The organism is Pedobacter sp. ok626 (assembly GCF_900100435.1).
In the GTDB taxonomy this organism is placed as follows: domain Bacteria; phylum Bacteroidota; class Bacteroidia; order Sphingobacteriales; family Sphingobacteriaceae; genus Pedobacter.
The window spans coordinates 169,999-192,255 of sequence record NZ_FNEX01000004.1; the positions used below are offsets into that span (position 1 = coordinate 169,999).

Annotated in this window: 20 protein-coding genes; 14 read left to right on the plus strand and 6 right to left on the minus strand. The window is 38.5% G+C overall.

Annotated elements, in window-relative coordinates:
• The first annotated feature begins 1 nt into the window (after position 1).
• From BLS35_RS07230 to arsC, 7 genes are all read left to right on the plus strand, one after another.
• Positions 2–1,216: a cysteine desulfurase gene (locus BLS35_RS07230; protein ID WP_090779299.1), complete on the plus strand. Its 1,215-nt coding sequence runs from the start codon at positions 2–4 to the stop codon at positions 1,214–1,216.
• Positions 1,216–1,662: a SufE family protein gene (locus BLS35_RS07235; protein WP_090779301.1), complete on the plus strand. Its 447-nt coding sequence runs from the start codon at positions 1,216–1,218 to the stop codon at positions 1,660–1,662. The genes BLS35_RS07230 and BLS35_RS07235 overlap by 1 nt, the downstream gene beginning before the upstream one ends.
• A 3-nt stretch (positions 1,663–1,665) precedes the next feature.
• Positions 1,666–1,980: an iron-sulfur cluster assembly protein gene (locus tag BLS35_RS07240; RefSeq protein ID WP_090779303.1), complete on the plus strand. Its 315-nt coding sequence runs from the start codon at positions 1,666–1,668 to the stop codon at positions 1,978–1,980.
• Positions 1,981–1,998: 18 nt separating this feature from the next.
• On the plus strand, positions 1,999–2,463 hold the full coding sequence (locus tag BLS35_RS07245; protein ID WP_090779306.1) for an RrF2 family transcriptional regulator: 465 nt from the start codon (positions 1,999–2,001) through the stop codon (positions 2,461–2,463).
• 302 nt (positions 2,464–2,765) lie between these two features.
• A complete protein-coding gene (locus BLS35_RS07250) occupies positions 2,766–5,219 on the plus strand; it encodes a bifunctional UDP-N-acetylmuramoyl-tripeptide:D-alanyl-D-alanine ligase/alanine racemase (RefSeq protein WP_090779308.1) in 2,454 nt (817 codons plus the stop codon).
• Positions 5,220–5,262: 43 nt separating this feature from the next.
• Positions 5,263–5,856 (plus strand): DUF502 domain-containing protein, encoded by a 594-nt coding sequence (locus tag BLS35_RS07255; protein ID WP_090779310.1) that lies wholly within the window; start codon positions 5,263–5,265, stop codon positions 5,854–5,856.
• A 163-nt stretch (positions 5,857–6,019) separates the two neighbouring features.
• Positions 6,020–6,364 (plus strand): arsenate reductase (glutaredoxin), encoded by a 345-nt coding sequence (arsC, locus tag BLS35_RS07260; RefSeq protein ID WP_090779312.1) that lies wholly within the window; start codon positions 6,020–6,022, stop codon positions 6,362–6,364.
• A gap of 168 nt (positions 6,365–6,532) precedes the next feature.
• On the opposite strand, the gene BLS35_RS07265 is transcribed toward arsC, so the two are convergent.
• Positions 6,533–7,240 carry an LOG family protein gene (locus BLS35_RS07265; protein ID WP_090779313.1) on the minus strand — a complete coding sequence of 236 codons (708 nt, stop codon included), beginning with the start codon at positions 7,238–7,240 and terminating at the stop codon, positions 6,533–6,535.
• Between the two features lie 14 nt (positions 7,241–7,254).
• Positions 7,255–8,763, minus strand: coding sequence for a sodium:solute symporter (locus BLS35_RS07270; RefSeq protein ID WP_090779315.1), 1,509 nt, complete (start codon positions 8,761–8,763; stop codon positions 7,255–7,257).
• Positions 8,764–8,832: 69 nt separating this feature from the next.
• On the opposite strand from BLS35_RS07270, the gene recR reads away from it, so the two are divergent.
• The 6 genes from recR to trpA all read left to right on the plus strand — a co-directional run bounded on the left by recR (position 8,833) and on the right by trpA (position 14,121).
• Complete coding sequence (gene recR, locus BLS35_RS07275; protein WP_090779317.1) at positions 8,833–9,450, plus strand: recombination mediator RecR; 618 nt, start codon at positions 8,833–8,835, stop codon at positions 9,448–9,450.
• A gap of 5 nt (positions 9,451–9,455) precedes the next feature.
• A complete protein-coding gene (locus BLS35_RS07280) occupies positions 9,456–10,271 on the plus strand; it encodes an SDR family oxidoreductase (RefSeq protein WP_090779319.1) in 816 nt (271 codons plus the stop codon).
• A gap of 220 nt (positions 10,272–10,491) precedes the next feature.
• Positions 10,492–11,481, plus strand: a complete 990-nt coding sequence (trpD, locus tag BLS35_RS07285) for an anthranilate phosphoribosyltransferase (RefSeq protein WP_090779321.1) — start codon at positions 10,492–10,494, stop codon at positions 11,479–11,481.
• 38 nt (positions 11,482–11,519) lie between these two features.
• Positions 11,520–12,158 (plus strand): phosphoribosylanthranilate isomerase, encoded by a 639-nt coding sequence (locus tag BLS35_RS07290; RefSeq protein ID WP_090779323.1) that lies wholly within the window; start codon positions 11,520–11,522, stop codon positions 12,156–12,158.
• The gene (trpB, locus tag BLS35_RS07295; protein ID WP_090779325.1) at positions 12,155–13,336 is read left to right on the plus strand and encodes a tryptophan synthase subunit beta; all 1,182 of its coding nucleotides are present in this window, start codon (positions 12,155–12,157) and stop codon (positions 13,334–13,336) included. Before BLS35_RS07290 ends, trpB begins: the two co-directional genes overlap by 4 nt.
• A 17-nt stretch (positions 13,337–13,353) precedes the next feature.
• Positions 13,354–14,121, plus strand: coding sequence for a tryptophan synthase subunit alpha (trpA, locus tag BLS35_RS07300; protein ID WP_090779327.1), 768 nt, complete (start codon positions 13,354–13,356; stop codon positions 14,119–14,121).
• Here the strand turns inward: trpA and nhaA are convergent.
• Positions 14,111–15,295, minus strand: a complete 1,185-nt coding sequence (gene nhaA, locus BLS35_RS07305) for a Na+/H+ antiporter NhaA (RefSeq protein ID WP_090779329.1) — start codon at positions 15,293–15,295, stop codon at positions 14,111–14,113. The genes trpA and nhaA overlap by 11 nt on opposite strands.
• Positions 15,296–15,324: 29 nt before the next feature.
• Positions 15,325–15,945 (minus strand): L-threonylcarbamoyladenylate synthase, encoded by a 621-nt coding sequence (locus BLS35_RS07310; RefSeq protein WP_090779330.1) that lies wholly within the window; start codon positions 15,943–15,945, stop codon positions 15,325–15,327.
• A 78-nt stretch (positions 15,946–16,023) separates the two neighbouring features.
• Here BLS35_RS07310 and BLS35_RS07315 point away from each other — a divergent pair, with 78 nt between their 5' ends.
• Positions 16,024–17,691 carry an FMN-binding glutamate synthase family protein gene (locus BLS35_RS07315; RefSeq protein ID WP_090779332.1) on the plus strand — a complete coding sequence of 556 codons (1,668 nt, stop codon included), beginning with the start codon at positions 16,024–16,026 and terminating at the stop codon, positions 17,689–17,691.
• 75 nt (positions 17,692–17,766) lie between these two features.
• On the opposite strand, the gene asnS is transcribed toward BLS35_RS07315, so the two are convergent.
• Both asnS and BLS35_RS07325 read right to left on the minus strand, forming a co-directional pair.
• Entirely contained in the window at positions 17,767–19,215 is a 1,449-nt protein-coding gene (gene asnS / locus BLS35_RS07320) for an asparagine--tRNA ligase (RefSeq protein WP_090779333.1), read from the minus strand.
• 443 nt (positions 19,216–19,658) lie between these two features.
• Positions 19,659–22,118: an outer membrane beta-barrel family protein gene (locus BLS35_RS07325; protein WP_165973204.1), complete on the minus strand. Its 2,460-nt coding sequence runs from the start codon at positions 22,116–22,118 to the stop codon at positions 19,659–19,661.
• Between the last annotated feature and the right edge of the window lie 139 nt (positions 22,119–22,257).

Consider the following 22,257-nt stretch of genomic DNA (forward strand, 5'->3'; position numbering starts at 1 on the left):
CATGACGGTATCAGAATTAAGGGGGCAGTTCCCGATCTTAGGTAGAACAGTAAAGGGTAAACCACTGGTTTATTTTGATAATGCAGCTACTTCGCAAAAGCCACAAAGTGTGATTGATGCGTTGAGCCATTATTATTCGCACTATAATGCCAATATCCATCGGGGCATACATACTTTGGCCGAAGAGGCTACATTGGCTTACGAAGCTACACGTTTTGCTGTGCAGGAATTTGTAGGTGCTGCTTTTGTGGAAGAGATTATTTTTACAAGAGGAACTACCGAGGCCATTAATCTGGTCGCATATACCTGGGGGAGAGAAAATATTGATGCTGGCGATGAAATCATTATTTCGGGGATGGAGCATCATTCTAATATTGTTCCATGGCAAATCCTCTGTGAAGAAAAGGGTGCTATTTTAAAAGTAATTCCTGTAAAAGATAACGGCGAACTGGCGATGAACGTTTACCAGGAATTGCTGAGCAATAAGACCAAATTGGTGTCTATTGTGCAGGTATCTAATTCGTTGGGTACCGTAAATTCTGTTAAAGAGATGATCGCTGCAGCACATCGGGTTGGTGCTAAAGTATTGGTTGATGGGGCACAATCTGCTGTTCATCTGGATATCGATGTACAGGATATGGATTGTGATTTCTTTGCCTTTTCTGGGCATAAAGTATATGGGCCAACAGGCGTTGGTGCTTTGTATGGTAAAAAGGAATTGCTCGAAAATATGCCTGTTTTTCAAGGTGGTGGAGAAATGATTAAAGAGGTGACCTTCGAAAAGACCACCTACAATGATCTGCCCTATAAATATGAAGCTGGTACGCCAAATATTGCAGATACTATTGCTTTAAAAACAGCCTTGGACTTTATTAAAAGCGTAGGAAAAGATCGAATCAGAAAGCACGAAGCGGAACTATTAGCTTATGCAACTACCGAGCTAGAGGCAATTCCGGGACTTAAAATTATCGGTAATGCTAAGGATAAAGTGAGTTTGGTGTCTTTTGTGATCGAAGGCGTACATCCACAGGATATCGGTGTATTACTCGATAATATGGGAATTGCGGTTAGGACAGGTCACCATTGTACACAGCCTTTAATGAAACGTTTTGGTATTCCGGGTACAGTAAGAGCCTCTTTTGCATTGTACAATCAGAAGGAGGAAATAGATGTGCTGGTTACTTGTTTACATAAGGCTTTAAAAATGTTATTGTAATGAATGTGAGATCAATTGCTGAAATTGAAAAGGAGATTGTTGAAGATTTTGCCTTGTTTGACAGCTGGGAAGATAAGTACGAATACATTATCGATCTGGGTAAAAAACTAGAGGTTCTTGAGGATCAATATAAGATAGAAGAGAATAAGATTAAAGGATGTCAGTCTACCGTTTGGCTTACCGCTTCGTATGAAGATGGGATAGTGGTTTTTAAGGCCGACAGTGATGCTGTTATTGTTAAAGGTTTAATTAGCATGTTGATCAAGGTACTATCGGGACATAGTCCAGAAGATATATTAACAGCGAAAATGGATTTTATAGCTGAAATTGGTATGATGACACATTTGGCCCAAACCCGTTCTAATGGTTTGCTGGCCATGATTAAACAAATGAAAAATTACGCGCTTGCTTATAAGATGATGCAAGAGGGCGAAAAAAATAAATAGGTCATGGATAAGGAAGAATTAAAACAGAAAGTTATTGATTGTTTGCAGACCATATATGATCCAGAAATACCGGTCAGCATATACGAGCTTGGCTTGATCTACGAAACGGAGATTTTGCCCCCGTTAAATAACGTGCAGATAGTAATGACACTTACTGCGCCCGGTTGCCCTGCTGCACAGATTATCCCTCAGGAGGTAGAGCAGAAAGTGAAAGAGATTGAAGGGGTAAATGAGGTTACTGTTATTGTAACCTGGGATCCACCATGGAACAGGGATATGATGTCGGAAACCGCCCGGTTTGAGTTGGGAATGATGTAATTAAAGATTTTAAAGAAAATGAAGATTACTGCACAAGAGGAATATGGGCTAAGGATTTTACTTCGTATTGCAAGACATGATCAAAAGGAAGGAATTAGTATCCCAGCTATAAGTGAAATCGAGGGGATTTCTACAGCCTATGTGGGCAAGCTTACGCGTACTTTGCGGATCGCTGGCTATATCAATAGTACACCTGGTTATAAGGGTGGCTATGTGTTGGCGCGTCCGGCTACAGCAATTAATATTAATCAGGTAATGAAAGTTTTGGGTGGGGCATTGTTTAGTAAGGAATTTTGTCAGGATTATCCTGGGGCTTTAAAGTTGTGTACCAACTCTGTTGATTGCTCCATTCGCTCTCTGTGGCAGATGATACAGCTTACGGTTGATCAGTTGTTGGATCGGGTTACTTTACAGGATTTGATTAGTCCGGAGCAAGAATCAAGCGCTTTACTAGAGTCTATTTTACATCAACATGCTTCATAAATTTAAGCGCAGCATTTGTGCTAAGCAAAAGGCGCCCTGCTAAAAGAAGCAGGACGCCTTAACGCTCTCGAAGTAAAACTAAGCAACTAATTGAAATAGACCAACTTTTTAGGGCATTCTTTTTGTTCCTTTTGTTCAGCGCCTATGGCGGTTGAATGAGAACTGTGACCAGATCTTCAAAACGAACTTTTTTTATCGTAAAAATGAACAGAGGATATTTCTTGCAACAAAAATTGATAAAAGTCCTGCTCATAAAAAATATAAAATGTATGAAGTTTGAAGCATAAGCTTAATTTTGCCAAATGAGCATTTCCCCTTATACAATTAATCATATTGCAGCACTGCTAAACATTGCATCTTTTAAAAAAGCACAAGATGCAGTAATTAGGAAATTAGTGATTGACAGCAGGACGGTGATAGATCCGGATGGCTCCTTATTTTTTGCCTTGAGTGGTAAAAGAGATGGTCATGAATACCTTGCGGATGCTTATGCTAATGGTATTCGTAGTTTTGTGATAAGTGATGGTAAATATGCTGAAAAGTATCCTGATGCGAATATTTTGCTGGTTAAGGATGTGTTGGTTGCTTTGCAAACACTTGCGAAATATAACCGTAAGTTATACAATTTAGAGGTATTGGGGATAACAGGAAGTAATGGTAAAACTATTGTTAAAGAATGGTTGTACCAGTTGCTGGCGGCTGATTTTAATATTATCAGGAGTCCAAAAAGTTTTAATTCTCAGATCGGTGTACCGCTTTCTGTTTGGGAAATAGGTGCTGATCATACTTTAGGTATTTTTGAAGCAGGTATCTCAAGAACTAATGAAATGGAGGTGTTGGCTGATATCATTCAGCCTACAATAGGCATTCTGACAAATGTTGGTGAAGCTCATGCTGAAGGCTTCTCTTCGCTAAGTGAAAAGCTACATGAAAAACTTAAATTGTTTAAAGACACCTCTCTATTTATTTATGCTCCTGAATATACTGAGGGGATAAGTAAGAATGATTTGCCTGGACAGCAAAAGTTTTCCTGGAGCTTTAAAGAGCAAGCAGACCTTCAAATTTTATTTATAGAGCCCATTGATGGGCGAAATTACATTAGAGCAAAGTTTAAGGGACATGAAATTGAATGTCTGATTCCATTTAGTGATAAAGCCTCTGTTGAGAATGGTATCATTTGCTGGGCGACTTTACTAGCGCTTGGTTATACTCCCGAGGAAGCTGATGAACGTCTGGAAAAACTAACCAGAGTAAGTATGCGGCTGGAGTTGAAAAATGGTATTAATAACTGCTCAATAATTGATGATTCTTATAGCGCAGATATATCTTCACTTGCTATTGCATTAGATTTTCTGAACATCCAGAACCAACATGCCAAAAGAACATTAATCTTATCTGATATTTCTGAAACGGGTAAAAAAAATGAAGTTCTTTACAGCGAAATTGCCTCACTTTTAAAACAAAAAGATGTAGACAGATTAATTGGTATCGGTCCACATATTACTGCCTCGGCAGACCTCTTTGATCTTGAAACTACTTTCTTCGAAAATACACAAGGCTTCATAGAGAGTTTCCCTGCTATGCATTTCAGTAATGAAACAATTTTGGTTAAAGGGGCAAGAAAGTTTGAGTTTGAGCGGATCAGTAAATTGATCGCACAAAAAGTGCATGATACGGTTTTGGAAGTAGATTTGAATGCGCTGGCAGGTAACTTGCAGTTTTATCGTAGCAAGCTTGCACCTGGTGTTAAAGTAATGGCAATGGTTAAGGCTTTTTCTTATGGTAGCGGTAGTTTTGAAATTGCCAATTTGCTACAATATCATAAAGTAGATTATTTAGCTGTTGCATATGCTGATGAAGGAATTGCTTTAAGAAAAGCGGGGATAAAAATGCCAATCATGGTTATGAGTCCTGAGCCTTCCGCCTTCGATGCGATTGTTCGTTTTAAGCTCGAACCAGAATTATATAATTTAGAGATTCTAAAAAGCTTTATCAGTTTCGTGCCTGAGTTTGATTATCCTGTCCATTTAAAAATTGATACAGGAATGCATCGTCTTGGTTTTGAAGAACCAGATTTGCCGGAACTTTTAAAAGTACTGACTGACACTAAAAAAATAAAAGTGGCCTCTGTATTCTCTCACCTGGTTGGAAGTGAAGAGGGGATGCATGATGAGTTTACCAAACACCAGATAGCATTGTTTAAGACTGTTGCTGATGCAATTGGCCGTGCACTTGACTATAAATTTATTAAACACATTTCCAATACTTCAGGGGTTTCGCGCCATCCGGAAGCACAATTGGATATGGTGCGGATTGGAATTGGTCTGTATGGTTTTGATGGGGGATTAAAAAACAATAAAGGCTTGCAGACTGTGGCCGTTTTAAAAACAACCATTACCCAGGTTAAGCAAATTAAACCTAATGAAACTGTAGGTTACGGGCGTAAGGGCCTATTACCTGAAGGGGGTACTATTGCTACTGTAAAGATTGGTTATGCCGACGGTTATAGTCGTGCCTTTGGTAATGGAGTAGGGAGTATGCTGATTAAGGGAAAGCTTGTTCCAACGGTTGGCGTGATTTGTATGGATATGTGTATGTTGGATGTAACTGGACTGGATGTGAAAACGGGGGATGAGGTGATTGTATTTAATGATCAGTTAACTATTTCCAAATTGGCCGAGCAAATTGGAACAATTCCTTATGAGATCCTGACCAATGTTTCTCAGCGGGTTAAGCGCGTGTATTTTTACGAATAGAGTTGTTGCACATGATTTTAAAGTTTTTATCTAAGTTTGCATTATGAATAGAATTGGCAGGGCGTTACTGAATTATCTGATCAAAGGATTGTTAATCGTACTCCCTATTGCATTAAGTATTTTTATCGTAATCTGGGCTGTCACAACAGTGGATAGCTGGTTAAATGTAAATAACATTCTGGGGGTTGACCCCAAAACAGGTGCAAGTAGAAATATTCCTGGTTTAGGCCTTGCCCTAGTCGTTTCATTGATATTACTGGCAGGTATTTTTGTAACGTATTTTGTTACTGAACCAATGTACAATTGGTTTCAGCGTTTACTAGATAAAGTGCCATTTTTAAAGTTTATTTATTCTTCTATAAAGGACCTTACTGAGGCTTTTGTGGGGGATGAAAAGAAGTTTAATAATCCTGTTTTAGTAGAAGTGGAAGGTGATTTGAAGCGAATTGGTTTTCTTACCCAGGGTGATTTGAAATCTATCAATCTGCCTGGAGAGTCTATCGTGTATTTCCCGTTTTCTTATTCATTTGCAGGGCAGGTGTACATTGTGAAGCATGAGAAAATAAAGCCATTAAATATGAGTGCTGCTGATGCCATGAAATTGGTGGTGTCTGGCGGGGTTAGCCATTTTGGGTGAAAAATTGATCATTGTTCGCCTCGCCAAATCTTTTTCTGAAGGGAAAAATCTTTGCATGTCGGCTCACAACAATCAATTTTTTCTGGAATGACTAACAACCGGCAAGACGGATAGGTAGGCTTACAAATTGGAGAGGTGTTTAATCAGATTTAATTTTATAAAAATGATAAAGATTTATCATAACAACAGATGTAGTAAAAGCAGGTGTGCTTTGGCTGTTTTAGAAGAAAGCGGAGAGGAGTTTGAAATTGTAAATTATCTGGAAGCCGCGCCAACTGCAGAGGAGTTGCGTTCTATTATTAGTAAGCTTGGTATTAGAGCTCATGAATTGGTTCGTAAAACAGAAGCGATTTATAAGGAGAAATATAAGGGGAAGGAGCTTTCTGATGAAGAATGGATTGCTGCGATGGTGATAGATCCTATCTTAATAGAACGCCCGATATTAGTATCAGGCGATAGAGCTGTAGTCGCAAGGCCTACAGAGAAAATCCACGAGATTTTGGGATAACATAGAAAACCAGCTATACTAAGCTGGATCTTTGAATGGTTGGTTTGTTAGACGATTTCAAATAAAAAGATCAAATGTTGTGAGCCGACATGCAAAGATTTTGCCCTTCAGCAAAAGATTTGGCGAGGCGAACAATAATTGATCTTTTTATAGTAATATATTAGCCCGTTAGAAATTCGGTTTCAATACATATTTGTCGTAGAATCTGAAGATATGCTCAGCAGCTTCTTCAGCAGTATCAACCAATCTAAAAAGGTTTAAATCTTCAGCATGGATATTGTGTTCTTTCTGTAACATCGTATTCGTAATCCAGTCTATTAACCCGCCCCAATAGTCCTTTCCAACTAATACAATAGGAAAACGTGCAACTTTGCCGGTTTGTATCAGCGTAATAGCTTCAAATAACTCATCCATTGTGCCCATTCCGCCAGGTAATACAATAAAGCCCTGAGAATATTTCATAAACATTACTTTTCTGATAAAGAAGTAATCGAATTCCAGGAGTTTATTGTGGTCGATATATTTGTTGTGAAACTGTTCAAAAGGTAAATCTATGTTCAATCCTACGGATTTACCACCATTCATGTGGGCGCCTTTATTTCCAGCTTCCATAATACCTGGCCCACCGCCTGTAATTACTCCATATCCACGTTCAGTTAATAATCGACCGCATTCAACGGCTATTTCATAGTATTTATTTGTTTCTGCAGTTCTTGCTGATCCAAAGATCGATACACATGGACCTATTTTAGCTAATTTCTCAAAGCCGTCAACAAATTCGGCCATTATTTTAAAGATCTGCCAGGAGTCTGTAACTTTTATTTCCTGCCAGTTTTTATTTTCGAAAGCGCTTCTAATTTTCTCTTCACTTGTCATACACAGATGTATTTTTAAAATTTTGTTTGCTGATCAGTTTTCTTGCTGATCAATAATAAGCCTATAAATGTTATCAATCCATTGACCAGGATCAATTCAACACTAAATTGGTAACCTCCCAACAATTGGGCCGAGTATTCATTTAGCAAGTAACAAATTGCCGGCGATATTATACATACGAAAGGAACTAATTTGTCGTGTAATCCACGTTTTTTTACAAAAAGTCCAAAACTATAAAGTCCTAACAGTGGGCCATAGGTGTAAGATGCCACTCTAAAAATTCCATTGACTACAGATTGGTCATTCAGGGCGTTAAATACAATGATGACCAGGAACATTAATAATGAAAAGGCAACGTGTACAATATGACGTTTGCGTACAGCACTTGCGGAGTTGCCATTATCACCTTTATCCATTTGTAGGAAATCTACACAGAAAGAAGTAGTTAATGCAGTTAAAGCAGAGTCTGTGGTCGCAAAAGTTGCTGCGGTTAAGCCAAGCATAAATACAACTCCCGGGATGAGCGCCAGGTGGTTGAATGCAATCTCAGGGAATAAAAAGTCAGTTCTAGGTTTGCCAGTAACATAATCAACAGGAATTTCTATACCATTTTTTGTAGCATAAATGTATAGTAACGCACCAACACTTAAAAAGAAGATATTTAAAACAACAAATACCCCAGTAAAGGTGAACATGTTCTTTTGGGCTTCTCCTATAGTTTTCATACTTAGGTTTTTTTGCATCAAATCCTGATCAAGGCCTGTCATCGCAATGGTTACAAATATTCCTCCTAGCAATTGTTTACTGAAATGGAACTTGCTGGTGAGGAAGTCTTCATAAAAGAAGATTTTAGAATAACCGCTGTTTTTAATGGTCTCAAAGGCTTCCGGAATGTTCATGTGCAGACTGGTACATACAAAATAAATAGTCAGAAACACCGACAATACCAGGAAAAACGTTTGTAATGTGTCGGTAATGATAATGGTTTTTAATCCACCTTTAAAGGTGTAAGACCAGATCAGTCCTAAGGATATTAATACCGTAAGCCAGAAGGGAACTCCATAGCTGTCGAATATAAACCTTTGCAATACAATTACTACGAGGTACAAGCGGAAAGCAGATCCTATGGTACGACTGATTAAAAAGATGGAAGCGGCAGTTTTATAGCTGTAATAACCTAGTCTTTGCTCAATATAGCTGTAGATAGAGGTCAACCTCATCCGATAATAAAGTGGGAGTAGGACTGTGGCTATAATGATGAAGCCGATCGCATTACCCAAAACAAATTGAAAATATTGGAATTGATTTCCAGCGGGTGAACCAACTTCTCCGGGAACGGAGATGAAAGTTACACCGGATAATGCGGTGCCAATCATCCCAAAAGCCACCAAATACCATTTGGAGTTTCTGTTGGCAATAAAAAAGGTAGAGTTGTCAGACGATTTTTTTGAAGTTGCAAATGCAATAATGATCAAAATCAGAAAGTACCCAATTAAAAAAGACAAAAGTATAGCTGGAGTCATATTATGTTTTTAGCAACTAAATGTAAGAAACCATCATGAGTTTACACAGATAAAATATAAATTTGTATCATGAATTTTTCTTCTAAGCTACTTGAAGACGCTGTTAATGAATTTTCTAAGCTGCCAGGTGTAGGACAAAAAACGGCACTGAGACTGGTATTGCATCTTTTGAATAAGGAACAGGAAGAAGTTGACCATTTCGGAAATTCAGTAATAAAACTTAGAAAAGAAATAAAGCACTGTGGCGTGTGTCACAATATTTCTGACCATAACATTTGCGACATCTGTACTGCCAATAAAAGGGATAAAGATGTAATTTGTGTGGTAGAGGATACACGCGATGTGATGGCTGTGGAAAATACCGGTCAATACTTTGGTGTTTATCATGTGCTAGGTGGATTGATATCGCCTATGGATGGCGTAGGGCCTTCCGATCTCTTTATCGACTCCCTGGTGCAGCGTGTGGCTACAACTCCCGTAAAGGAGGTTATTTTAGCATTAAGCGCCACAATGGAAGGCGATACAACCCTCTTTTATTTATATAAAAGACTTAAGGATTTTCAGATTCCAATTACTACTATCGCCAAGGGAATTGCTTTTGGTGGCGAGTTGGAGTATGCTGATGAGATTACGTTAGGGCGATCAATTGTTACCCGGGTACCTTATCACAACTCATTAATTAAATAACCCGTATGGATTTTAAGAATAAAGTAGTTATAGTTACCGGTGCGTCATCGGGTATTGGTAAAGCTTGTGCAGAAGAGTTTGCAAAACGCGGCGCTAATCTGGTACTGGCAGCCAGACAATATGTAACCCTTTGCGAAATTACAGCTGATCTGGAAAACAAGTATGGTATAAAAGCCGTGGCTGTGCAAACAGATGTGAGCAAGGAAGAAGATTGTAGATTGTTGATCAAACAAGCTTTAATTACATTTAATAGAATTGATGTTTTGATCAATAATGCAGGCTTATCTATGCGTGCGTTATTTGATGAACTTGATCTTTCTGTATTGAAAAACCTGATGGATGTGAATTTTTGGGGTACGGTCTATTGTACTAAGTACGCTTTACCAGAGATTCTCAAGGCGAAAGGGAGCATTGTAGGTGTATCTTCAATAGCAGGTTATCGTGGCTTGCCAGGTCGTACCGGTTATTCAGCTTCAAAATTTGCGATGAACGGGTTTATGGAGTCTTTACGTACGGAGTTGCTTAAAACAGGTGTGCATGTGATGGTAGCCTGTCCGGGCTTTACAGCTTCTAACATACGGGTTACGGCTTTGGCTAAAGATGGGGCCTCGCATGGAGAGACAAGTATGGAAGAGGGAAAGATGATGAGTGCTGACACGGTTGCGCACACTATCGCTGATGGAATTGTTGCCCGTAAGCGGACGCTAATTATGACAGGACAAGGGAAATTGACGGTTTGGATCAATAAACTGCTGCCTGCGTTGGCTGATAAGCTGGTTTTCAACCATTTTACCAAAGAGAAAAATGCACTCATTAAATAATTTTTTTTAACAAACATTTGGTGCTTTGCAAAAGGAATTCCATATTTGCCATAATGATACTAACAAACGGACTTAATAACTGGTGGTGGCACAACGCAAATGCGTAGTGTAACCCTGTATTGAACGTTTTTATTTTATATAATAATATTTGAGGGTTGCTTTAAGGCAGCCCTTTTTTGTTTTACAAGCTTTTTACAAACTTCCTTTTAGAAGTCATAACATGAAGAAAATACTTAATCACCTATTTGAAAACAAGACCTTTAGCCGATCCGAGGCACAAAGAATTTTAACGGCTATTGCGTTGGGAGAGTTTAATACTTCGCAGATTGCTGCATTCATTACTGCCTATGGGATGCGTAATATTACCGTTGAAGAGTTGCAGGGGTTTAGGGATGCAATGCTTGATTTATGCGTAAAACTAGACTTTTCTGATTTTGAACTGGTAGATCTTTGTGGTACCGGTGGCGATGGCAAAGACACTTTCAATATTTCTACGCTGGCCTCGTTTATTACTGCTGGAGCAGGTTATAAAGTCGCTAAACATGGTAACTATGGGGTGTCATCAGGTTGTGGCTCCTCTAACGTGATGGAATATCTGGGGTATTCATTTACCAATGATCAGGATGTGCTAAAAAGAAGCCTGGATCATGCCGGTATCTGCTTCATTCACGCGCCATTGTTTAATCCGGCGATGAAAACTGTTGCACCTATCCGTAAGGAGCTTGGTGTAAAAACATTTTTCAATATGTTGGGGCCAATGGTAAATCCTGCACAGCCTAAAAATCAGATTGTAGGTGTTTTTAGTCTGGAATTAGCGCGTTTATACGCTTACTTATATCAGGATACCGATAAAAACTATACTATTCTACATGCTGTTGATGGTTTTGATGAGGTTTCTTTAACCTGCGATATCAAAACCTTTAGCAAAAAAGGTGAAGCCCTGTTAAAAGTTGGTGATTTGGGCTTTGATCAAATATCTGAAGATCGGATAAAAGGTGGCGATACCGTTGAGTCATCTGCAGAGATATTTATGAATGTGTTAAATGGCAAGGGGACTGATGAGCAGAATAGTGTTGTGTTATGTAACGCTGCTTTGGCCATACAGACCATCGATGATACTAAAACTTTTGCAGATTGCTTTTACGAAGCTGAGGCTTCTTTGATGGGAAAGAAAGCACTGACTAGCTTTAAAAAACTAACCGGAAGATAAACCACCTTTAATTTAACAAAGGTATTAATTGTAAACAAATGGATGTTAAACTGAAAATATGCGGAATGAGATTGCCTGATAATATACAGGCTGTTACCACCTTGCAACCCGATTATTTAGGCTTTATCTTTTATAGGGGGTCTAAACGCTTTGTGGATGGCTTAACTCCTTCCTTTGTTAAAAATCTACCCGCAGGAATCAGGAGAACAGGTGTTTTTGTGAATGAAGAGTTGGATAGGGTAGCCCAGCTGGCAGTTATGTATGGGTTGAATGCTGTTCAATTACATGGGCAGGAGCCTGTAAAATATTGTATAGCCTTAAAGGGCTTACTTGCAGATACGGGGATAGTACTGATCAAAGCATTTGGTGTGGATGAACAGTTCGATTTCGATACATTGAATGCTTATGCGAATGTAGCTGATTACTTTTTGTTTGATACACAAACTCCGGATCATGGTGGTTCTGGTAAAGTCTTTAACTGGTCGCTCCTTGAGAACTATAAGTTAAATAAGCCTTATTTTTTAAGTGGAGGTATAGGTCCGGATAGTATTGAGCAATTGAAACAAATAAATGATTCCCGTTTGTATGCCATTGATATCAACAGTAGGTTTGAGTTGGCGCCGGGATTAAAGGACATAGATAAATTGAATGATTTTAAGCATAAACTAGCAATATGAGTTATTTTGTAAATGATAAAGGTTATTATGGAGATTTTGGTGGAGCGTATATCCCCGAAATGCTTTATCCCAATGTAGAAGAGCTGAGACAGAATTACCTTAAAATAATTGGTGATGAATCCTTTCAAAAGGAGTTTCATCAGCTACTTAAAGATTACGTTGGGAGACCTTCTCCTTTGTATTTGGCCAAGCGCTTGTCGAAAAAATACAACGCCAATATCTTTCTGAAAAGAGAGGATTTGAACCATACTGGTGCACACAAAATTAACAATACCATCGGGCAGATTCTATTGGCCGAACGTCTTGGTAAAAAACGAATCATTGCCGAAACAGGTGCGGGGCAACATGGCGTAGCTACAGCTACCGTATGTGCTTTGAGAGGTTTAGAGTGTGTAGTTTATATGGGGGAGGTTGATATTGAACGTCAGGCTCCCAATGTCGCCAGAATGAAAATGCTGGGCGCAAAAGTGGTGCCTGCAACTTCAGGAAGTAAAACTTTAAAAGATGCAACTAATGAGGCTATGCGCGACTGGATCAATAATCCGGTAGATACTCATTATATCATCGGATCTGTAGTTGGTCCACATCCTTATCCTGATATGGTGGCTATCTTTCAGTCTATTATCTCTGAAGAAACCAAGAAGCAATTGATCGAGCAGACTGGAAATGATCAGCCTGATTATGTGCTGGCTTGTGTAGGTGGTGGTAGCAATGCGATGGGGATGTTTTTTCATTTTATTGATGATGAAAATGTAAAGCTGGTTGCTGTTGAAGCTGGTGGTAAAGGTGTGGACACTGGTTTCTCTGCTGCGACAACGTTTTTAGGTAAAGAAGGCGTGTTGCACGGAAGTAGAAGTATTTTGATGCAAACAGAGGACGGACAAGTGGTGGAGCCTCATTCTGTGTCTGCAGGGTTGGATTATCCGGGTATTGGCCCTCAGCATGCGCATTTGTTTAAAACGGGGCGCGGCCAATATGTTTCTATTACAGATGACGAAGCGCTACAGGCTGGTTTGTTATTGACACAAATGGAGGGGATCATTCCGGCAATCGAAAGCGCACATGCATTGGCTTATCTGGAGAAGATGACCTTTACAGGGAAAGAAAACGTAGTGGTTTGCTTGTCGGGAAGAGGAGATAAGGATATGGATACTTACATGAAGTACTTTAATTTATAATTGAATATTTAAAAGTAATGAGCAGAATAAAAGAACTTTTTCAGAACAAGAAAAACATACTGTCAATATATTATACAGCTGGCTATCCGGGTTTAAATGATACGGTAAATATAGCAGAAGCATTGGAGCAGGCTGGGGCCGACCTTTTAGAGATCGGATTCCCTTATTCAGATCCTGTTGCTGATGGGCCAACTATTCAGGCTAGCAGTAAGCAATCATTAGATCAGGGGATGACTTTAAAGTTGTTGTTTGAACAGCTTGCAGCGCTTCGTAAAAGGGTGAATATTCCTGTTTTGCTGATGGGTTATGTAAATCCGCTATTGCAATTTGGGGTGGAGAATTTTTGCAAAGCCTGTGTGGAAGTAGGGGTAGATGGTTGCATAGTGCCCGATCTACCGATGGCAGAGTACGAAGAATTGTATCAAACGATATTTGAAGAGAATGGCTTGAGCAATATATTTCTGGTTACCCCGCAAACTTCGCCAGAACGTATCCGCAAAATCGACGGTTTAACCAATGGTTTTATTTACCTGATTTCTACTTCAGCTACCACTGGTCAGCACCTGCAAGTTTCTGAAGATACGGAGAGCTATTTCTCTAGAATTACAGCTATGAAACTCAATAATCCAACGATGATCGGTTTTGGGATTAATAGTAAGGAGACTTTTGATAAGGCTTGTCAATATGCCAATGGTGCAATTATAGGTAGCGCCTTTGTTAAAGCACTTGATCCGAATGATTTAAACGGCAGCATCAAAACTTTTATGCAAAAGTTTAAGCAATAACCTCTGATTTCTTTTTAGGGATTGATTTTAAAAAGATAAAACCAACAAGGCCTGATATTACAGAAGCACAAAGTACAGCAAACTTAGCTTCTGTAATATGAAGCTCATCGCTAAAAGATAGCAAGGAAATAAAGATAGACATGGTAAAGCCGATACCGGCGAGCATGCCCAATCCTATAATGTGTTTCCATCCCGATCTAGTCGGTAAACTCCCCAGCTTAAGTTTTACGCCTATCCAGGAGAATAATGTTACCCCGATAGTTTTACCAGCAAATAGCCCAACAATAATACCCAAGCCAAGCGGAGATGCAAGACCATCAACCATCTCTTTTTGAAAAGTGATATTGGTGTTGGCTAAAGCAAAAATGGGCATGATAAAGTAATTTACAGGTCCATTTAGCAAATGCTCCAATTTTTCAAGGGGCGATTCTATATTGGTTTTATTCGTTGGAATGGTTAAGGCTAAAAGCACTCCGGCAATTGTAGCGTGTATGCCTGAGTGGTGAATAAAATACCACAGAAATACACCAGGTATAAGGTAGAAATATAGTGGTTTGATGTTAAAGAAGTTGAAGATTAGCAATAAGGCTAAAACTCCTCCAGCCATTAGGAGGTAATGGAAGTGGACTTCATTGGTGTAAAATACGGCAATTACTAAAATGGCGCCAAGGTCATCTACGATGGCTAAAGCAGCTAAAAATACTTTTAATGATGTAGGGACGCTTTTGCCTAACATAGATATGATGGCCAATGCAAAAGCAATGTCAGTTGCCATTGGTATACCCCATCCAGAAGCAGTAGATTGCCCTTTATTGAACATAAAATAAATGAAAGCAGGAACCAACATTCCACCCAAAGCAGCGATTACAGGTAGCGATGCTTTCTTTACGGAAGAGAGTTCTCCCTCTATCATTTCACGCTTAATCTCTAAACCTACTAGTAAAAAGAACACAGCCATTAAGGCATCATTTATCCAGGCAGATACAGTAAATGAATAGATTTGCGTACCAAAGGTAAAACCAAAATCTGTAGCCAATAAAGTAGAAAAGGCGGGAGCGTAAGATGAGTTGGCAATAAAGAGCGAAACAGCTACGCAAACAAGGAGAATTACACCACCAATTTGACCAGAGCGAAAGAAGTCTTTAAAAGCTTGTACATTTAATAGTTTAGCCATATGGGTAAAGATAACTATTTTGAATAAAACTATAGAAAACTACTCAGGTCTCCTTTTCCTTCACGGATGATTTCAAAGTCACCGGAGGTACAATCTACAACAGTAGATGCTTCATTATCACCATATCCACCATCAATTACAATGTCGACCAATTCTTCATATTTTTCATGAATCAATTCGGGGTCGGTTGAATATTCAATCACCTCATCGTCGTCGCGTATAGAGGTCGAAAGAATAGGGTTTCCCAATTGCCTTACAATTTCCTGCGCAATTGCGTTATCAGGTACCCTTATACCAATAGTTTTTTTGTTAGAACTAAGTAGTTTAGGTACATTATTGTTTGCATTTAGAATAAAGGTGAATGGTCCTGGGAGTGCTTTTTTTAATACCCTGAAGGTAGCCGTGTCAATAGGTTTAATGAAATCTGAAATGTGTCTTAGATCGGAGCATATAAAAGAAAAGTTTGCCTTCTCAGGCTTAATTCCTCTTATCCTACATATCTTCTCAATGGCTTTGTGGTTTGTGATGTCGCAGCCTAATCCGTAAATTGTATCAGTAGGGTAAATGATTAAACCACCCTTTTTTAAGACTTCAACAATTTGTTCTATTGCTTTAGGATTTGGGTTCTCAGGATAGATTTTGATAAGCATATGTAAAATTACACAAATCTTAGGCCGAAATTGGATTATTATTGGTCAATTTGCAGGTCATTTACTAAATTGATAAGTATGAGAAAAGCATTTGTCGCAATTGCTGCATTTTTGGTAGCACTAACAATTATGTTGGGACTTACTTATCCGCCCTTATGGTGGATAGCCATTTTTACCGGTCCGGTTGTTTTATTAGGTATTTATGATCTTTATCAGCCTAAGCATAGTATTGTAAGGAATTATCCTGTGATAGGTCGGTTAAGGTATTTGGCAGAAGATCTGAGGCCTAAAGTTTATCAATATTTTGTAGAGAGCGATACCAATGGTAAGCCTTTTAGTCGTTTAAATCGTTCGTTGATTTATCAAAGAGCTAAAATGGAGAACGATACCATACCTTTTGGAACGCAATTGGATGTATATGAGAACGGGTACGAGTGGTTAAGTCATAGCATTTCAGCTATTAGCCATCACGAACTGAGTTCAGATCCACGCGTATTGGTTGGCGGACCGGCTTGTTTAAAGCCTTATTCTGCTAGTATTTATAATATATCTGCGATGAGCTTTGGTTCCCTAAGTCAGAACGCTATTTTGGCTTTAAATGGCGGTGCTAAGTTGGGTGGTTTTGCACACAATACAGGTGAAGGTGGGATAAGTGATTATCATGCCAATCCAGGTGGTGATTTGATCTGGCAAATTGGAACTGGTTATTTCGGTTGTCGCAACCATGATGGCACTTTTAATCCTGAAGCATTTGGTGAACGTGCTAAAACAGATCAGGTTAAAATGATCGAAATTAAGCTTTCGCAAGGTGCTAAGCCTGGTCATGGCGGAATATTGCCAGCTCGTAAGGTTACACCTGAAATCGCAAGGATCAGGCTGGTAAAAGAAGGGTTCGACGTGATTTCTCCGCCAGGACATGCTGCTTTTAAAACGCCAATTGAGTTGGTGGGTTTTGTGAAACAGCTTCGCGAGCTATCAGGAGGAAAGCCAGTCGGTATAAAACTGTGTATTGGTCGTAGAAGTGAGTTTTTCGCTATTTGCAAGGCGATGGTGGAGACTGGCATCTACGTAGATTTTATTACTGTGGATGGGGGTGAAGGTGGTACTGGTGCTTCTCCGCAAGAGTTTTCAAATGCCGTAGGGATGCCTTTACGAGAAGCTGTGGCTTTTGTGTATGATGTGCTTACAGGCTTTAATTTAAAACAACATATTAAAATTATATCCTCTGGTAAAGTGGCTTCAGGATTTGATCTGGTTAAAAACATTGCACTTGGTGCTGATATGTGTAATTCGGCAAGAGGGATGATGTTTGCCTTAGGTTGTATACAAGCGTTGGAATGTAATAGTAATACTTGTCCAACGGGCGTTGCTACGCAAGATCCAAGTTTAATGAAAGGTCTAGTTGTAGAAGATAAAAAGGTGCGGGTATTTAACTTTCATAGGCTGACTGTGGCAAGTGCAGTTGAGTTGTTAGGCGCAGCAGGTTTACACCATACGCATCAGCTTACACGTGCTTATATTAATCGTAGGGTAGCTCCAAATCTGATGCAATCATATATTGAAAGTTTCCCTTACATACCAGAAGGTAGTTTATTGCAAACGCCTTATCCATTAAGGTTTGAGTTGGGGATGGCACTGAGTACTTCATCGAGTTTTGTACCTACAGATTATAAGGTGTCTCTTGTGGATTATGCGCATGCAAACTCTTATTCAGATCACCTGGATGAAGGAAAAAGCAAGCCTTAAAGGAATTGCTTTGTAAACAAAAATGCCCTGAGCTAATAATTAGTTCAGGGCATTTTTGTTTATGATTTATCGATGTTAAAACTCTGCGTTTTTTGGGAAACGAGGGAAAGCGATTACATCTCTGATATTGGTCATACCACTTACAAATAGAACAAGTCTTTCAAAGCCTAATCCAAAGCCCGCATGTGGAGCAGAACCAAAGCGTCTGGTGTCTAAAAACCACCATAACTCTTCCTGAGGGATGTTCATGTCTTGCATTCTTTGAGTTAGCTTGTTTAACCTTTCTTCCCTGGCTGATCCACCTACAATTTCACCTATTCCAGGGAAAAGGATGTCCATTGCGGCTACTGTTTTTCTTCCTTGTTCATCAGGTTCGTTCTGACGCATATAGAAAGATTTGATGTCAGCAGGGTAGTCTGTTAAGATCACTGGTTTTTTAAAGTGTTTCTCAACCAGGAAGCGCTCATGTTCTGACTGTAAGTCAGCTCCCCATTCATCAATCAGATATTTAAACTGTTTTTTCTGATTAGGTTTTGAAGATTTTAAGATTTTAATCGCTTCAGTATAAGTTACACGCTCAAAGTCGTTGGTTAAACAGAAATTTAACTTGTCTAACAGCGATAATTCGCTACGTTCATTTTGAGGTTTTGTTTTTTCTTCTTCCAGTAAACGGTTGTTCAGGAATTCTAATTCCTCTTTACAGTTTTTAATGGCATAGTCAATTACATACTTTAGCATGTCTTCTGCCAGGTTCATGTTGTCCTCAAGGTCGGCAAAAGCAACCTCAGGTTCAATCATCCAGAATTCAGCAAGATGACGGGTAGTATTTGAATTTTCGGCCCTGAATGTAGGTCCGAAAGTATAGATTTGTCCAAATGCCATTGCAGCTAACTCACCCTCAAGCTGTCCGGAAACAGTAAGGTTTGCAGAGCGTGCAAAGAAATCTTCAGAATAATCAATCTGACCATCTTCAGTACGAGGTGGGTTATCCAGGTCCAATGTTGTTACTTTAAACATTTCGCCGGCACCTTCAGCATCTGATGCTGTAATGATTGGTGTATGCATATGCACAAAGCCTCTTTCATTATAAAACTGGTGTACGGCAAAGGCTAAAGCATGACGTACTTTAAAAACAGCATTAAATGTATTGGTACGGAAACGTAAATGCGCAATTTCTCTTAAAAACTCAAGACTATGTTTTTTTGGTTGTAAAGGGAATTTTTCCGGGTCACTGTCGCCCAGTATTTCGATAGATTCAGCTTTGATATCTACTTTTTGGCCTTTTCCAACAGATTCAACCAGCGTACCTTTTACAGCTATAGCGGCACCAGTAGTGATGCGTTTAAGCAATGCCTCAGGAGTATTATTAAAATCAACAACGATCTGGATGTTTCCCATGCAGGAGCCATCATTTATAGCGATGAACTGGTTGTTACGGAAAGTACGTACCCAACCCATAACGGTTACTTCTCTGTTAAACTCTTCTGTCTCGAGTAGACTTTTTACTTTTTCTCTGTGTATCATGATTTTATTATGGAGAGTGTCAAAAATAAGGAAAATCATGAATAAATAACAGCTTAATATTTTAGAAGGTTATTTTGAGTGAATTTTGATTTTTGTCGGATGTTTGTTTTGTTTTTGTTGTTTTTGTTTGGTGTTTTTATGATTTTAATTAGTTTTTGTTTTTATTTTGGTTGTTTTTGATGGGTGTTTTTAGATTTATTGTTGTTTTTGGTTTATTGTTGTGTGTTTCGTTTGTGTTTTTTGTATTGGATTTTGTTTTTTGTATGTTTTTAATGTTGTTTTTGTGAATATTATTTGTGTTTTTGGCTTTTTATTGAAAATAAAATTGAATTTTATTTATTTTATTGCTTGTTTTTAGAATATATCTCTATATTTGTAATGCTCGTTTAATTTATATTTGGTTAGAGAGGCCTATATCTGGATGGATATAGGCCTCTTATTTTTTAACCGCCAGATTTAACTCTTTTTCTTTCTGCTTCCGAACTGCTAGATCGCTTAGATGCAGCTTTGATGTCATTACTTCCAAATCGATAGGTACAGGATAAGCGAAATACACGGCTTTCCCATCTTTCTTTAATTACATAGTGTTGAGAAGGTAGGGCGCTGGTGATTTTATTTCCTTGTGTTTTAAAGATATCATTGACAGCTAGTTTAATATCCATTTTCTTATCCATCACAGATTTCTTAATTCCTAAGTCTATACTGTATTGAGGGTCGATTAATAAGGTTCCAGCGACTTGTTTAGATTCGTAGTTGCCAGAAAGTTCTAAATTGGTCGTCGGGTTTAAAGTAATAGTTTGGGTCGTATTCAGGTGAAATGCAACTCTTCCGCTCTCAAAAGGGCTGCCCAATAAATCTGGAGTTTTGAATTTATTATAATACACATTCAGGTTATTGTTGCTGTTCCACCAGTCTGTGATTTTTATAGGATAGGTGATATTCATGTTATATGAATCTTGTGTAGCAAGGTTTTCGGAGGAGATGAAAATGGTTTTTTTGGCAGTATCAGTTAATAAAACATTAGAAATTACGTCTGTAGTTCTACTGTAGCCGAATGTGATGTTTAAATTCTTTTTATAAGTGTAAGAAACTTCAAGGGAATTGGTGTACTGAGGTTTTAAGAAGGGGTTTCCAAAACGGTAAGAATATAAATCCAGGAAACTTACAAAGGGATTCAGAGATTCATAATCTGGTCTGTCGATCCTTCTGCTATATGAAAAGCCCATATCGTGATCTTTGGAGAGTGTCTGGCTTATAAAAACACTAGGAAATAAGTTGATGTAATGTCTGTTTACAATTTTATTGTCGGTGATAGAGTTTCCTTTTGAATTAGTTTGTTCTGCTCTCAGACCTAATTGTACAGATGTTGTTTTAAATTTTTTGGTCAGATTACTATAAGCGGCATTAATATTTTCGTCATAAAGAAATTGATTAGTCCGCTTGTTATCGTTTATCCAACCGCCGTTCTCAAAGTTCTCGAATATGAAGTTGTTGTCCGTTTTTACAAAACTGGATTTTATGCCTACTTCTAGTTTCAGCTCTTTGCTGATGGGGTAGGTGTAATCCGCTTTTATAGCCTTAATGTTTGTTTTGGTAGGTGTGGCATTTCTGAATAAGTATGGAGGTTTTAGTATTTGCCCCTGTGCGTCTAAGTATCGATTGTTGAAATTGTTATTTTCCAGGCCTGTATAATTTGAATAATCGGCATCAATGCTAATTTCTTGCCCCAGCGTATCAATTGTTCCTTTGTAATTTAGGTTGTAAGAGATACCTGTGTATTTGTAATCATTTGGATTTTTTGCCACTACTGAGGAGTCTGTTTTTAAGGGTTGGTCGCCAATTAAGGTTAATACATCAGATGCGTTTTTACCATCGCTTTTATAGCCATTAAATGAAAAGCCTATCGTGCTTTTGTTATTTATAAAGTAGTCAATACCACCTTTATAGTTGATGTTGTTTCTGATTCTTAAATTGTAATTGGTTTGATCAAAATATGTTTTGTTAGTTGCTGTATTGTTAGTTCGCATAATATCAGTACCACTATACCTCTTATTGCGTCCATAATTAAAGTTCCCGAAAATATTAAACTTTTTCTCCCGATGATTTAAGGTTAATCCACCGTTGGCCTTGTAATATCTACCATATCCTAAGCCGGCATCTACAGAGCCATTGGTGCCGTAGTTTTGGTTCTTTTTTAACTTGATGTTTATAATTCCTGAATTACCTGCTGCGTCATATTTTGCCGAAGGATTCGGAATCAATTCAATAGATTGGATCGCGCTTCCTTCTGTGGTGCGCAATAGATTAGCTAATTGTTCTGAGGATAGATAAGTAGATTTTCCATCAAGCATAATGTTTACTCCTTGTTTGCCTTTCAGACTAACCTTGCCATCTTTATCGACGGCTACACCAGGCAGCTTTTCCAGGATCTCTAAGGCGGAGTTGCCAGCTGTTAGGGCACTGTTCTCTACATTGATTACAGTTTTGTCAATCATTCGCTCTATTAATGGCTTTTGTCTCACGATTTCAACACCTTGTAGTTGTTTGGTATCCTGATTTAATTGTGTAGCGTCTAGCTTATGTGACTGATTTGTTGCTGTAATGGTATAAGGCCCTTTATATGTTTTTTTGTAGCCAACTACATAAATAGCTATCAGATAAGTTCCCTGATTGATGTTTGTTAAGCGATAGTTACCGTTGTCATTGCTAAGTGTCCCTTTTACTAATGTCGAGTCCTTAGCATTTAACAAACTAACAGAAGCGTAAGGAAAAGCGTCTTGCTTTTCATCTGTTACTTTACCCGCTATTTCGCCTGTGTAATTGTTTCCCTGTGCATTGAGATTGGTTAAAGAGAAAATAATGATGGATAGGGTAATAGATAAAAAGAGTTTAATTGTTTTCATGGGTAGCAGATTAGTTTTTCGCATTGTCTTGATAGACATTATTAAGACGGTATTAATCTGGATACGTTGCAATAGTTGCAGGAAAATAGACCAACGTCCTGAAATGAACGATGACCTAAGTTATTCCCTCGACGAAATC